The sequence below is a fragment of the Lactobacillus jensenii DSM 20557 genome (assembly GCF_001436455.1).
Classification (GTDB): domain Bacteria; phylum Bacillota; class Bacilli; order Lactobacillales; family Lactobacillaceae; genus Lactobacillus; species Lactobacillus jensenii.
Map to the genome: position 1 here is coordinate 90,602 of NZ_AYYU01000003.1, position 13,870 is coordinate 104,471.

Annotated in this window: 13 protein-coding genes and 2 pseudogenes; 9 read left to right on the forward strand and 6 right to left on the reverse strand. The window is 32.2% G+C overall.

The features are described 5' to 3' along the window. Positions 1–41: 41 nt before the first annotated feature. Positions 42–1,607, reverse strand: coding sequence for a multicopper oxidase family protein (locus FC45_RS01685; RefSeq protein WP_006587782.1), 1,566 nt, complete (start codon positions 1,605–1,607; stop codon positions 42–44). A 237-nt stretch (positions 1,608–1,844) separates the two neighbouring features. Here FC45_RS01685 and FC45_RS01690 point away from each other — a divergent pair, with 237 nt between their 5' ends. Together FC45_RS01690 and FC45_RS01695 are read left to right on the forward strand one after the other, a co-directional pair. Then, positions 1,845–2,342, forward strand: coding sequence for a hypothetical protein (locus FC45_RS01690; RefSeq protein ID WP_006585612.1), 498 nt, complete (start codon positions 1,845–1,847; stop codon positions 2,340–2,342). Between the two features lie 74 nt (positions 2,343–2,416). Continuing rightward, entirely contained in the window at positions 2,417–3,055 is a 639-nt protein-coding gene (locus FC45_RS01695; protein WP_006585613.1) for an LVIS_2131 family protein, read from the forward strand. A 4-nt stretch (positions 3,056–3,059) separates the two neighbouring features. Here FC45_RS01695 and FC45_RS01700 read toward each other — a convergent pair whose 3' ends face one another. Both FC45_RS01700 and FC45_RS01705 read right to left on the reverse strand, forming a co-directional pair. Continuing rightward, positions 3,060–4,601, reverse strand: coding sequence for an O-antigen ligase family protein (locus tag FC45_RS01700; RefSeq protein ID WP_006587835.1), 1,542 nt, complete (start codon positions 4,599–4,601; stop codon positions 3,060–3,062). Between the two features lie 90 nt (positions 4,602–4,691). Continuing rightward, a complete protein-coding gene (locus FC45_RS01705) occupies positions 4,692–4,982 on the reverse strand; it encodes a hypothetical protein (protein WP_006585616.1) in 291 nt (96 codons plus the stop codon). A 58-nt stretch (positions 4,983–5,040) separates the two neighbouring features. Between FC45_RS01705 and FC45_RS01710 the strand changes: the two genes are divergently transcribed. From FC45_RS01710 to FC45_RS01715, 3 genes and pseudogenes are all read left to right on the forward strand, one after another. After that, a complete protein-coding gene (locus FC45_RS01710) occupies positions 5,041–5,625 on the forward strand; it encodes a guanylate kinase (RefSeq protein ID WP_006585617.1) in 585 nt (194 codons plus the stop codon). A 168-nt stretch (positions 5,626–5,793) separates the two neighbouring features. Further along, positions 5,794–6,078 (forward strand): annotated as a pseudogene (locus tag FC45_RS07975) (C40 family peptidase); the annotation flags it as partial. A gap of 54 nt (positions 6,079–6,132) precedes the next feature. After that, on the forward strand, positions 6,133–6,954 hold the full coding sequence (locus FC45_RS01715; RefSeq protein ID WP_006585618.1) for a C40 family peptidase: 822 nt from the start codon (positions 6,133–6,135) through the stop codon (positions 6,952–6,954). Positions 6,955–7,064: 110 nt separating this feature from the next. Here the strand turns inward: FC45_RS01715 and hflX are convergent, their stop codons facing one another. Then, entirely contained in the window at positions 7,065–8,336 is a 1,272-nt protein-coding gene (gene hflX, locus FC45_RS01720) for a GTPase HflX (protein ID WP_006585619.1), read from the reverse strand. Positions 8,337–8,515: 179 nt separating this feature from the next. Here hflX and FC45_RS01725 point away from each other — a divergent pair, with 179 nt between their 5' ends. The 3 genes from FC45_RS01725 to ndk are packed head-to-tail and all read left to right on the forward strand — an operon-like array spanning position 8,516 to position 11,581. Further along, a complete protein-coding gene (locus FC45_RS01725; RefSeq protein ID WP_006585620.1) occupies positions 8,516–9,265 on the forward strand; it encodes an ABC transporter ATP-binding protein in 750 nt (249 codons plus the stop codon). A 17-nt stretch (positions 9,266–9,282) separates the two neighbouring features. Continuing rightward, on the forward strand, positions 9,283–11,079 hold the full coding sequence (locus tag FC45_RS01730; protein WP_006588199.1) for an FtsX-like permease family protein: 1,797 nt from the start codon (positions 9,283–9,285) through the stop codon (positions 11,077–11,079). A 55-nt stretch (positions 11,080–11,134) separates the two neighbouring features. Then, the gene (gene ndk, locus FC45_RS01735) at positions 11,135–11,581 is read left to right on the forward strand and encodes a nucleoside-diphosphate kinase (protein ID WP_006585621.1); all 447 of its coding nucleotides are present in this window, start codon (positions 11,135–11,137) and stop codon (positions 11,579–11,581) included. A gap of 48 nt (positions 11,582–11,629) precedes the next feature. Here ndk and FC45_RS01740 read toward each other — a convergent pair whose 3' ends face one another. Both FC45_RS01740 and FC45_RS01745 read right to left on the reverse strand, forming a co-directional pair. Then, positions 11,630–12,280 (reverse strand): histidine phosphatase family protein, encoded by a 651-nt coding sequence (locus FC45_RS01740; RefSeq protein ID WP_006585622.1) that lies wholly within the window; start codon positions 12,278–12,280, stop codon positions 11,630–11,632. A gap of 17 nt (positions 12,281–12,297) precedes the next feature. After that, complete coding sequence (locus FC45_RS01745; protein ID WP_006588200.1) at positions 12,298–12,972, reverse strand: matrixin family metalloprotease; 675 nt, start codon at positions 12,970–12,972, stop codon at positions 12,298–12,300. A gap of 180 nt (positions 12,973–13,152) precedes the next feature. On the opposite strand from FC45_RS01745, the pseudogene FC45_RS01750 reads away from it, so the two are divergent. After that, positions 13,153–13,870 (forward strand): annotated as a pseudogene (locus FC45_RS01750) (RNA polymerase recycling motor HelD); the annotation flags it as partial.

Here is a 13,870-nt window from a genome sequence, read left to right on the forward strand (position 1 = left end):
CTGCAATGCAGGTCTTTTTTTCTAATAAATTTTAGCTTTATTTAGTGATGACTAGCACCACTGTTTGCATCATCGTGGCAATGATTCATGTATCCTTCAGTACACATACCTGGCATGAAGACTTCACTTTCTGGAATACCTTTTTCTTCAGCAAATGCTTTGGTTAAGGTTTCCATGTCCATTAAGTCGTAGTGAGGCTCAGGTTTTGTTGGATCAACGATTAAGATATTAGCCATCATACCAGCATCTTCGTGTTCAATAATGTGGCAGTGATACATGAAGATGCCTTCTTTAGGGAAGATAACCTTTAATCTAACTGTTTCTTGTGGTGCAACTTCAATTGTGTCTTTGTAAACGCCAATTTCATTTGGATTTGGTGTTTGACCGTTACGTGATACGACTAAGAAGTGAGCGCCATGAATATGGAATGGGTGAAGCATACCATGACTCTTAGAGTTAGTGTTAGTTACATCCCAGTATTCTGCATGGTTAACTTCGGCCTTCATATCAATTCTTTGCATGGAATATTGTTTACCATTAATCTTGTCGTGGTCATCCATTGTAACTTTACGAACAACAGCATCGTCAGCAACTACTGGATCTTCTGGTGTAAATAAGGTATCAGGTAAGACTGAATCATCCTTTTCAAAGTGGTGAATTCTAAATTCAATTAGCTTGAAGTCATCTGTGTAAAGATTTACTATATCGCCTTCTTTGTAGTCAGAGAAGTCAACAATTACTTGCAATCTTTCACCAGGACCAACGAGTAATTTAGTCATTTTTACTGGGTGAGCTAAGAATGAGTCGTCACCAGCAATTTGAGTCATTACTAAATCGTTGTCGAAGTGTAATCTCCATTCACGACGGTTAGTACCACCTAAGAAGAGTAAACGAACTTTTTGAGTAGTTACATCAATGTAAGGCTTAATTACACCGTTAATTAATGGTGTATCACCAAATACGCCCATTGGATCGTAATCAGCACGGTAATCAAATTGATTATCTTCGTGGAATACTCTGTCTTGTAAAACAATAGGGAATTCGTCTTTGCCATATGCTTTAGGAATTGGAAGTTCAGCTTCGTGGTCATCAGTAATAACAACGCCCATTGCTAATCCCATCCAAACTTGAGCTGCTGTACTTGGACATGGGTGAGCATGAAGCCAAGTTAATGCGGCAGGTTGTTCAACCGTAAATTCAATTTCTTTTTCTTCACCTGGATATACAGGTGCATGACAACTACCGTCAATGTATGGACCGGGAACTTCCATACCGTGCCAGTGGTAAGTGGTTAATTCCTTTAAACTATTCTTTAAGGTAACATGAACATGTTGTCCAGTTTTGAGTACCATTGTTTGACCTAAAAATGGTGCATTGTAGCCCCAGGTCTTGGTTTTTGAGCCTGGCAAAAATGGAGTTTCACCTTCCATTGATTCGATGGTGAACCAAACGTCATTTCCTTCTTCTTTATCTGGCTTTAAAACAGGTGGAACTGCTAAAGGTTGTGCTTCAATCCCATCTGGGATGTGCAAATTTTTGTATCTAAAATGGTTTTTATCAAAATCTGCTTCATCATAGAAGTAGTCAGTATATACTTTTTCTGTCATAGTGTTGACCTTTCTTTCTACCTCACTAGAGGAGAATAACTATTACAGCATCAATGTACACCGAATGTAAGCGCTTGTAAACAGATAATGCTGCTAAATTGCTTTAAATAACTTAAAGTGAGTTTACAAATGTAGTCAATAGGGAAAAAGTTATTTAATTCGTAGTTGATAAATATTGGGTAATTGGTTAATCTAAGTTTTGAAAGATATAAATTAATACATTGAAGAGGGTAAACTTTGAAAATACTATTAAAAGATCTACTAGAAAAAATTGAAAATGAGGATTACATTCAAGATCTTGAAACTGAGAAATATTCTGCTTTAACTAAAGCTAAGGTAAGAGCTATAAGTAAGAATTTAGTAAAACAAGTTTTAGCAGCAATGAAAAATGATTCTCTAGCTCATGTACAGCTTGACATAACAGGACAAAGACCTGCTAGTTTTATTTTAGAAACCAATGTGGTTAATTTACCGTATGCAAATTATAAAAAAATTAGCAACTTTGTTTCAGCTGAAGAACAATTACCGGTTAAAATCTATTTCGAAGTTTCTAGTGAATATATAAATGCTTCTAAGTTTTGGATTGAAGAATTAGCGGATACAGATGATGTAAATGAGGAAGAAATTGCGAATCGCTTTGCTGAATTAATTAATCAAAAACTAGTTGATATTCGTAATTATATTAAGCCTGAGAAATCTGGATCAACTAAAAATAAGGCAAAGAAAAAATCATGATTTTAATCATGATTTTTTCTTTATTTATAGATACCAAGTAACTTATACTAAAAGTTACAAGGAGGAATTAGCTTATGTTTAATTGGAATTGGCTAGGTATATTGGTTTGGTTAGTTCTTTTAATCTATTTGATTTTTATATCGTATCACATCAGAAAGCGTCATTTAAAAATGATAGTTATCCAACAAAAGCATTTTACTTGGCGTACATTTTCTTTAGACCTTTTAGAAGTTCTGATATTATTGATAGGCCTTTTCGTACAAATTCAAAATAGTTTTTTTGATAATCCTAGTTTAACTTCAAAAAGTCAAATAGAACAAAGTATTAAGTATAAACCATTAGTATTATCTTCATCAGCAGAACGCTCATATTATGTGACTAGTAATTCGGTACAAAAGAAGAAACTATATCAAAGATATAGTTTCTTTACTGAAGGCAAACGATATAATGTAACGAGTGATTGGGCGACTATTTCTGATGGCACTGTAGCTTTAAATGCAGTTGCACAAAAATTACCATATTCAAAGCAAGTGCTTGCAAAGTATGATGTTAAATATCAAAAAGCTTATGTTGCTATTTATGAAGCTAAATATAAAAATACTTGGCAAAATGGATTAGGCCTTCATGTTGGAAGAAATGCACTTAAATATTATTTAATAAGAGTTCCTGACGCCACCTTCGTTAGAGAAGTTAAAAATGAAAAAAGAAGCTAATAGATTAGCTTCTTTTTTCTTGTCTCATTTTAGATAATAAATATCCTAAGATAAATGCAAAGATGAATGTTGCCGTTAAAAAATCCAAAACATTCCCAGCATAGAATGCAGAAATGGTTAGTAAAGAGGTAGACATTAATAAGGCGGTGTTTTGAAGTTTACGATATGCTTTATTTAATAACCATTTGCTTGCGCTGTATAAAATAATTAGAAGGTATATGCCAGTAAATAATAGCATACCTATCCAGCCTAATGAATACTTTTGAGCTAAGAAATCTCTTTCGAGAATAAATATATTGTTTTCACGGATATACGAAATTCCTAACCAATTATCTAAGCGATTATTATTATTTTTGACAACTTGGTCTAACATTTTACGCTCAATAATTCGATAATTCATTCGTTGTTGAATAGGCATTTTCATGATCTTTAACCAAAAATCTGGATCATACTTGTATGAATAACTTTTTTCTATGAAGCGTTGATTTAAAGCGTAAGCTGCTGCATTATGCTTAATAAATTTTATTAAGAAATTACGACGCTTTTCACCACGATTTTGCTTTAACCCATCTGATAAAACTTCATTTAGCTGTTTAGATTTCTTTTTAGTTTTGCTAGTAATATGAAGTGGAGTAGAAGTTGAGTCATAATTAGCTCGTTGAATTGAAGGGGCGTGTGGAAAGATCAAACTTGAAAATAAAGTTATAATTGTCAAAATGAGGATAGCTTTTTTATTTAATTTGATATCTTTGAATATAAAGGAATGGAGTAGATAAATTATTAAAAAAACAGCCGTAGTAATAAATAAACCAATTGTAGCAACTTTTGTACCTAATTCAAGCATAGCTAATGATTGAGTTAGATATAGACCTGAATTCTTCCAGTTAGGTTCTTTTACTACAATGTAAAGCATTAATGGTAAAAGCATTAACATTATGGCACTTAATGTATTTGCCTTGTAAAAAAGACCTTTAGAAGCTAAAAAGTAATAATTGAGTGGGTTATTTGTAAACCAAGTAAAAATATTTCCTTTAATAAAATGAAGTCCAGGATCTAAAACACTTTCATATGACATTAAAGAAATTGTAAAAAGATTAGTAATAACAATGGTTCCGGAAAATAAACCAATAATCCATTTGATTACTGAATAAAAAATTTCTTCCGTAAGTTCTGCATAGCATGTAATATAAATTGTTATTAATGGTAATACCATTCGTATGAGATAAAAAATTTCACCAAGAGTTGAATAGCCATAATTAGTTGGATCAACACTGTTAAAATCTTTAACATGCCATATATGAAGGACCGAATAAAAAATTAATATTATGATATAAGCTACAATCCACAACTGCTTTCCTAAACGTTGCCAATTATGTTTTTGACTAAAAAACATACCTAATATAACGATTACGCCTAAAATTCGAATAATGGTTGGTAATGCAAAAGGCAAAATTTCTGATAATGGTGGATAATAGAGCCAATAGATATCTAAAAAAGGTTGTATGAGTATAATCCAGTATAAGCTGACTTTTATTTTGTTATTCACAGGTATTCTCCTCACCATAGAAACTACATTTATGTTAACAAAAAAAAGGCCTTAATTTAAGACCTCAAAGTATTCTAAACAGAAAAATATTTACTTTTTATTTGATGCATCATCATCAATTTTAGAAATCTTAACATCATTGTTTGAAGTTGTATTTGCAGACTTTTTGGGTGATTTTACAGCTTTTAAATATTTAAAATTAATAACCATTTTATTGTTTAAATCACTAACTGAAGCTGCATCTTTAGGATCAAAAGAAGTAATTGATAATAAGGCAGAGTTTTCATAAATTTTTTCTACTTTACCTTGAAATGGGTGCTTCAATTCTTCTTGAGACCGTGCTTCAACAATTGCTCCGATTTTTACATCATTTTTTTTCATTTTCTCGCCTTTTCTCTCTTTTTATTTCAACGATAGTGAAATACTATTATATAAGTTAATGAATTTCAAGCGGGGAGAGTTATTTTTGAAAAAATTAATTATAATTGCAGGACCAAGTGGAGCAGGAAAAACGACAATTTCCAACTATTTAGAAGAAAAATATCAAATTCCACGTGTTTTAACGCATACTACAAGAGCGATTAGATCAGGCGAAAGCAAAGATGCTTATTATTTTGAAAATGAAGAAAGCTTTGCAAAACTACATTTATTTGAAAGCGTTAAATATGGATCATATCAATATGGCTCAAGCCGAGAAGGTTTAGAAAAAGCTTGGAAAACTAATGATATTGTTTCATTAATTGTTGATACAGCTGGCGTGAAGTCATATGTGGAAAAGTTGCAAGCAAATCAATTTTATTTTATATATTTAAAAGTTTCACATTTGGAGACACTAGAAGAAAGACTTGTAGAACGTGGTGACGAACCAACTGAAATTCTAAAAAGAATTAATAGCCGCGAATTTAAGCGTGATCTTCAGTTAAGTGATAGCCTAAAGAAATATGCACATGTTTTAGTAAATGATAATTTAGAAGAAACTCAAAGAAAAATAGACAAAATCATAACTAAATTACGAAAAAATTAGCTATTGTTACATACAATCTTGCTTTTGTAATGTTTTTTAACAGTAAAGACTTGGTTTTGTAACATTTGTGTAACATTGCTTTTGTATTATATTCATTGAATTAATTGAGAAATAAAACATGTAGCTTAAAAAACTCGCTACCGAAGATTTTTTGAGAGGAATATATTTATGAATTTTAAACGTAATTTAGCTAAGATTTCAGCTGCAACAGCTTTTGCATTAGCCGGTGTAGCAACAGCAAATGCAATTAATAGTCAATCTACTGTTCAAGCAGCTACTACACCTTCAACAGTACAAATTAACTATGTAGCAGGTTACGGTATCAATGTTTGGACAAGTTACAACAATCCAACATTTACTGGTAAGAGATTAGCTCATGGTACAACAGTAAACGTTTTAGCATCAGCAACTGATTCAAAGGGCAAGACTTGGTACAAGGTGGGTACTGATGAATGGATTCCAGCAGAATACACTATTGAAGCAAATACTAAGTCAATGAATGCTACAATGCGTATTAACTATGTAGCAGGCTACGGTATCAATGTTTGGACAAGTTACAATAATCCAACATTTACTGGTAAGAGATTAGCTCATGGTACAACAGTAAACGTTTTAGCATCAGCAACTGATTCAAAGGGCAAGACTTGGTACAAGGTGGGTACTGATGAATGGATTCCAGCAGAATATGCTGTTGACGCAAATACTAAGCAAATGAATGCTACAATGTACGTCAATTATGTAGCAGGTTATGGTATTAATGTTTGGACAAGTTACAATAATCCAACATTTACTGGTAAGAGATTAACTCACGGTTCAAGTGTTACTGTTGTTGCATCAGCAACTGATTCAAATGGTAAAACTTGGTACAGCGTAGGGGCTAATGAATGGGTTCCAGCACAATATCTAATTGCTTCAAATCCTTCATCAAATACTAGTTCAAACACCTCATCAAATACTACACAATCAGCTACTTCATCAGCAGCTAAGGTTGTATCATTAGCTTCAGCACAACTTGGTAAAGCTTATGTTTGGGGTGCTAATGGTCCATCAGCATTTGACTGCTCTGGTTTGGTAAATTACGTATATTCACAAGTTGGTCTTTCACTTGGCCGTACAACTTATGTTCAAGTAAACAACGGTACAACTGTTTCAATGAATAACTTGCAACCTGGTGACTTATTATTCTGGGGTTCAGCAAGCGCACCTTACCACGTAGGTATTTACGTAGGTAATGGTCAATACATTCACGCAGCAACTCCTAGCCAAGGTGTTATTAAGCAAAGTATTAGCCAATACTTCTACCCATCAGTGGCTAAGCGCGTATTATAATTAGAATATTAAAAAAGGCATCTACTGTAGATGCCTTTTTTGTATAAAATTTTAGTATGGAAGGGATATTTATAGTAACTAATTTATAGTTAACGTAAAAAGCGAATGTATCATTCGCTTTTTTGTTTATATATAGAAAATTTAGAGTAATCTTTAGGTGCTAATTTCACTTTAACTAAAATTCCAGTGTCAGTGTATTTTTCTTTTTGAACATCACCATTTTCATGTAAATATGATAATAAAGAGCCAGCATTAAGCGGCAATTCAATATTTAAAGTTTTATAATTAGAAAAAATACGTTTAGTGATAAATTTTGCTAAAGCTTTAATTGACTTACTATCTTTAGCACTGTATAAAATATCATTTCCCTCAATTTCTGGAAATTTTTTGTTTGTTAAGTCGGCTTTATTATAAGCTGTTACAACTGGAATATTAGTAATTCCAATCTCATGAAGTACTTTTTGCGTTGTTTTAATCATTTGGAGCATGTTTGAATCGCTACTGTCAACAATATTTACAATCAAATCAGCATCGCTAGCCTCTTTTAACGTTGCTTTAAAGGATTCAATTAAATTATGTGGCAATTTAGAAATAAAGCCTACGGTATCAGAAATGATAAAATCATTAGTTCCATCAAAATTTATTCTCCGTACACTAGTGTCTAAAGTGGCAAAAAGCATATTTTTTACAAATACTTCTTTACTAGCATCATTATTAAAAGCCTTCAATAGGCCATTCATAGTAGTTGATTTTCCAGCATTAGTATAACCGACTAAAGCGACTTGTGGCAATTTGGAATTATTTCTTCTCTTAGATTTGATGCTTTCTTGAGTTGCAACATTTTGCAACTCTTTTTTTATGGCTGTAATTTGTTTATCAATTGTTCGGCGATTTAATTCGAGTTTACTTTCCCCAGAACCACGGTTAACACTTCCACCACCACGTTGCTGGTCTAAAGTGTTTTCACTAGGATGTAAACGAGGAAGTTCATATTGAAGTCTAGCAAGTTGAACTTGCAATTTTGCTTGACGAGTCTTTGCTCGATTGGCAAATATTTCTAATATTAATTCAGTTCGATCAATCACTTGCAATTTAGTTATTTTTTCAATATTTCTAATTTGCATTGGTGTCAACTCATCATTTAAAACAACTGCACTTGCCTGTAAACCATGAGCTAAATTTTTTATTTCATTGAGTTTGCCTAATCCGAAGTAGGTTCCACCATATACTTGTTCAAGATTCTGTCTAACTTGTCCAACTACAAGCATATTATTTGCTTCAGATAAATTTACAAGTTCAGTCATGTAATAATCAAAATTAGGATCATTTAAGTTAACACCAGCAACAACTACTTTAGTCTTTTGAGGCTGATTATCAATCATTATAGATACCTTTCTTTCATTTTATACGTTTACTTTTATTTTAAGGGTTATTAGTAATTTGAGGCAAATAAATAGATTTTTGTAAAGAAATTGAAGACAAAATTATTGACAATATTGTTTTATTAGTATAGTGTGATATTTGAATATAACAGTAATGCAAAAAAGAGGGAGGAAAGATTATGACAAACTTAGTTAATGTAAAGGAAGTCACTAAAATATATGGAAAAAAGGGGCAAAAACAATTTACAGCCCTTAAGGGAATTTCATTTGAAGCTAAAAAGGGCGATTTTATCGTTATTATGGGTGCATCAGGATCAGGAAAAACAACTTTATTAAATATCCTGTCAACACTAGATAAACCGACAAGCGGTCGTGTCGAAATTAATGGAAAGGATATCAGTAATCTAAATAAAAATGCGATGGCTGATTTTAGGGGGAAAGAAATTGGCTTTATTTTTCAAGATTTCAATTTATTAGAAAATTTAAGCGTTCGTGAAAATATTGCATTGCCACTTTCATTGCAAAACTATCCTGCCAAAAAGATTGATCCCTTAGTTGAAAAAGTGGCTAAACGTCTGGAAATAGCTGATTTATTAGATAAATATCCAACCCAATTATCTGGGGGTCAAAAACAAAGAGTGGCAGCAAGTAGAGCATTAGTTCATGAACCAGCTATTTTACTTGCGGATGAACCTACAGGAGCACTAGACTCAAAAAGCGCTAGAGAATTATTAACTACTATGGAAGAACTGAATAAGCAAGGAGTAACTACATTAATGGTTACGCATGATCCTTTCTCGGCTAGTTTTGGTAAGAGAATTATTTTTATCAAAGATGGGAAGGTTGATTCTGAGCTAATAAAAGGTGAGAAGAGTCGAAGAGTCTTTTATGAGGAATTACTCGCTAAGTTAGGAACACTTGAAAACTAGAGCGGAGGAAGTTTACGATGCTTTGGAAATTATCATTTAATGGAATAAAATCACGCTTCAAGGATTACCTGGTTTTGTTTTTAGGACTAGTAATTTCAAGTACTGTTTTTTACTTGTTTTTATCTTTAATCATGAATCCCGTATTTTTGAAAAGTAACATGCCGGTAACTTTGAGTATGACCCAATTTATTTTTGGTTTTGGTGCTGTGTTGTTAGGGATTATTACTTTAGCGTATGTCAACTTCGCTAATCGATTTTTATTGAGTATGCGAAAAAAAGATTATGGAACATATCTAATGTTGGGGGCAAAATCACGAAAAATCGGTAATTTAATCTTTACGGAGACCTTAATTACGGGTGCAATTTCTACTTTAGCTGGAATTGTTTTAGGGATTTTTGCTAGTCAAGGTGTAACAGTTCTTTTGATGAAGATGGTTAAAATAAAGCTAAAATCATTTTCTCCAGTTGTACCAACTGCGATTTTATTAACGTTTGCCTTTTACTTACTAGTATTCTTTTTTGCGGCACTTTTTAATCGAATTAAGTTGGTGAGAACACCAGTAATTAAGTTGCTAAGGGAAGAACAATCACCAGTAAATGTTAGTCATAAAAAGTTTTTAAGAGTAATTTTTGGTTTATTGGGAATTGGTCTTTTAGCTACTGGTTACATTATCTTGTTTAAACAAAGCCTTGATGTAAAACTGATTGTAACTTCTTTATTTACGATTTCTTTTGGCTCATATTTCTTGTTTAAAGCAAGTTTGGGTTTACTAATTGACTTATTACGTCGCTACCACAAATTAGAGTACAAGAATTTACGTGCCTTTACTTTGGGGCAGTTAAAGTTTAGACTCGAAGAATATACACAAATTCTTTCTGTTATTTCAATTTTCTTTGCCCTAGCTTTAGGAGCAATTACAGTTGGCTTGCGTTTTGAAAGTTATAAGAGTACTTACTCTGCTACTGTTTATTATGATGCTGCAATTTTAAAGAAAACACCTAAAACAGAAGCACTGTTAAAGCAAATATCTGGAAAACGAGAATTTAATTATAACTACAAGATAGGTAAACACTACGTTTACTTTGAAAAAGCGGAGTTTGAAAAGCAGCCTTTTATTAATAAAGTCTATGACACTAAGAAAATATCCAGTCAAAGTGAAGCAGTTACTAATTTAAAGACTGTTAAGCTGACTGCCAAAAAATCCGATGTTGAGCAAATGAATTATTTGTTGCAGTCACTTATTGGAATTAATAAAGAAATAAAATTTGTATCAGCAAGTAATTATCAAAAAGTAGCAGGAACTGTTAAACAATTAACTTTGATTAAGACCAAAAATATGGTAGCAAATTATGAAAAATTGCTCGAAGTTATCAAAATTCAAAATCCTTATCCAGATGAATTACCACCGTTAACTCCAATGGCTTATCAAATGGTTACTGGCTTAGTATCAGGCTTTGAATTTATGGGATTCTTCCTGGGCTTTGCTTTCTTAGCAATGCTTGCCTCGACTTTAATGTTTAAAGTTTTAACCGGTGCTGAAAAAGATCGTATCAGATATCAAATGATTGGAAAAATCGGCTTTAGAACTAAGCAAATTAAACGTGCAATTAGACATGAAGTAGGAGCATTATTCTTCTTACCAGCTATTTTAGGTATTTGTCATGTTTTAGTAGGATTACAACTGTTTAAAAAGATTGTTATTAGTCCGTACCAAGATTTCTGGATACCATTACTTATTTTCTTGGTTTTGTATTCAATTTATTATCTAGTTACTGTTAAACTTTATCAAGGAATTGTATTGAAGAAGCTTTAGTAATGTAGCTTTATTTGATATTCTAGTTAAAGAATTCAATTAAAGGAGATAACTTATGATTAGGGATGAATATTCACTTGTTTTAGTTAAGCCAGATGGTGTAAAAGCCGGTCATATTGGTGATATTATTACCAGAATTGAAAATCGCGGTTATAAAATTGAAGCATTAAAAGTAATTAATGCAACTGAAAAGCAACTTAATGAACATTATGTTGATAGTGTTGGTAAGCCATACTTTCCTCACTTGTTAAATTATATGACCTCTGGTTCAATGATTGGAATGATTGTTTCAGGTACACATGTAATTGATGTATTACATAAAATGGCAGGTGCCACTAACCCATCTAATGCAGAAATGGGTACAATTCGCGGTGATTTTGGTAGAGAATGGCCAGATGACAATATTCGAAATGTGATTCATACTTCTGATAGTCAAGAAAGTGCTGAGCGTGAAGCAAAAGTTTGGTTCCCTGACTTTGATTTTTCAAAAATTGGAAACTAATAATTAAAAACAGGACTCTCATAATAATTAAGTGAGAGCCCTGTTTTTTTATAGTGTAAGTTGATTATAACTAGTAATTTTGGTATCAGAATCAGTTAATTCCATCATAGTAATAGATGAGTTTCGTGGACCAGTTTTAATATCAAATTTTCCATTGCCATATTTTGCAACAAGAGATCTAATGGTAAAGCCATGTGTAACTAGCAAAATATTTTCATAACCATCTAATTGGCGGATTAAGTTTAAACCTTGTTCCAATCGAGCCCAGTATTCTTGGGCATTTTCTGCATCATGGTATGGATCAGACTTTTTCATTAAATCTTTTATTTCATCAATTGAATAGTTATCAAGTAAATCTTGTAAATTTCGCAATCCTACAGGTCCTGCAATCATACGCCAAGCCATGTCAGAATCCATTCCTTCAAAGTAACCATAAAATTGTTCCCTAAAGAATTTACTAGTTAGATGCTGTAACTGATTATGGTTAATATTTTCTTTCATAATTATTTCGCAAGTATCACTTGCTCTCTTTGTATCACTAGATAAGGCTAAATCAAAAGGAATATTTTTGAGGACTTGGGCAACTTTTTTGGCCCCTTCAATTCCTTCATTAGTTAATGGGGTATCGCACCAACCTTGCATTTTATTGTAGTGATTAATATGTGTTCGACCGTGACGGATAATGTAAACTTTTTTCATAGTATGCCTCTTTTTCTTTATGCTGCGTTATTTGAACTAGATGAAGATTGATTATTTTCTTCATATAGCTGTTTTACGTTACTGATATCTTTAGGTTGGATTGTATAGTAAGAACCTTCAGGATACATTACACTAACTTCTTTAGTGTGACTTAAACCAATTGCATGACCTAATTCATGTTCAACTGTATTGGTAATTCTTTGATTATCATAACCAAACCATTGATTTAGTAAATAATATTCATTAAGTTTAACAACTGCTTTCAGTAAGTGATGTGATATTGGATTATAAGAAGTGCTAGTTAATCCAGCTGCATTAGTTGAATCATCATTCATTGCTTTTATTATGATATTAGCATTCTTTTTAGAATTAACAATCTTGAAGGTAAATGCTCCTGTATTATTCCAGCTATTAATGGCATTCATTGTTGCATTATATAAAACTTGATTATCCAACTCGATATAAACAGTAGCGCTATTACTTGTCCAAGTATAATTACCGGTTGAGTCATGATCGTCACTAGCACTTGACTTACTATTTGGGGAGACTAGTTGAGATACTTTAGTCTGTAAAAATGCTACTGAGTCCTTAGCTGCAGTTTGGATAGAAGAATCGCTTTGATATAGATGAATAGCAAATGCAATTATGCCAATCCAAATACCCAACTTCAATAATTTATTGATAATTTTCATTTTTATTCCCTCATTAATACAATAATCCATTTTTAGCTAAAAATATATCTGGAAGTTTTGAAAAAGATGTGAATAAATTACCAAAGCTTATTAAAGAAAGTCTAAAGTGCGACAAATTATAACTTAAGGCCGAGATATGCTACAATAGTATGCAAGATTTTTAGAAAGGGTGGGAAGCTTTTGAGTAATTTTGAAAATGAAAAAAGATATGAACAGGCCCACTTAGACGAAGTTTTAGATTTAATAAAGAAAAAAGAAGCTAAATTGACGGGTTCAATCAAATCGGCTGAAAAAGAAGCTCGTAATTTGAATGCTCATTTTTTTGATGATTTAAAATTAGATTATGATGGCTATTCAACTTCGATGGATACAGCTTTATCAATTCATCAACAACAACAGATGTTAGCTGAAAGGCAAAATGCATGGCAACATTCAAGCAAACAATTATCCACTCTTAAAAGACTAGAAAAAAAGCCTTATTTTGCAAGAGTTGATTTTGAAGAAGTAGGCGAAAAGCCAGAAACTATTTATATTGGCTTGGGCTCATTTGCAGATCGAGATGATCATTTTTTGATTTATGATTGGCGAGCTCCAATTTCTTCAATATATTATGATGGTAAGTTGGGTAAAGTAACTTATCACGCACCTAATGGTGAGCAAGAAGTCAATATGACTAAAAAACGTCAATTTATGATTGAAGATGGTCAAATTGAAAATATGTTTGATACTAATGAATCAATTGGTGATCAAATGCTGCTAGAAGTGTTGGGTGAGAAATCATCAACACAGATGAAGTCAATTGTTACGACGATTCAAAAAGAACAAAACAAAATAATTCGTAATACTAATGCAGATTTACTTTTTGTTCAAGGTGCTGCTGGTAGTGGTAAGACTAGTG

Coding starts and splice junctions, on each gene's coding strand:
- FC45_RS01740 (WP_006585622.1), bottom strand. CDS start 12,280: ATGAAAAAAGTTTACATTATCCGTCACGGTCGAACACATATTAATCAC.
- FC45_RS01695 (WP_006585613.1), top strand. CDS start 2,417: ATGTTTAATTGGAATTGGCTAGGTATATTGGTTTGGTTAGTTCTTTTA.
- hflX (WP_006585619.1), bottom strand. CDS start 8,336: ATGATTGATAATCAGCCTCAAAAGACTAAAGTAGTTGTTGCTGGTGTT.
- ndk (WP_006585621.1), top strand. CDS start 11,135: ATGATTAGGGATGAATATTCACTTGTTTTAGTTAAGCCAGATGGTGTA.
- FC45_RS01715 (WP_006585618.1), top strand. CDS start 6,133: ATGCGTATTAACTATGTAGCAGGCTACGGTATCAATGTTTGGACAAGT.
- FC45_RS01730 (WP_006588199.1), top strand. CDS start 9,283: ATGCTTTGGAAATTATCATTTAATGGAATAAAATCACGCTTCAAGGAT.
- FC45_RS01710 (WP_006585617.1), top strand. CDS start 5,041: ATGAATTTCAAGCGGGGAGAGTTATTTTTGAAAAAATTAATTATAATT.
- FC45_RS01725 (WP_006585620.1), top strand. CDS start 8,516: ATGACAAACTTAGTTAATGTAAAGGAAGTCACTAAAATATATGGAAAA.
- FC45_RS01705 (WP_006585616.1), bottom strand. CDS start 4,982: ATGAAAAAAAATGATGTAAAAATCGGAGCAATTGTTGAAGCACGGTCT.
- FC45_RS01685 (WP_006587782.1), bottom strand. CDS start 1,607: ATGACAGAAAAAGTATATACTGACTACTTCTATGATGAAGCAGATTTT.
- FC45_RS01745 (WP_006588200.1), bottom strand. CDS start 12,972: ATGAAAATTATCAATAAATTATTGAAGTTGGGTATTTGGATTGGCATA.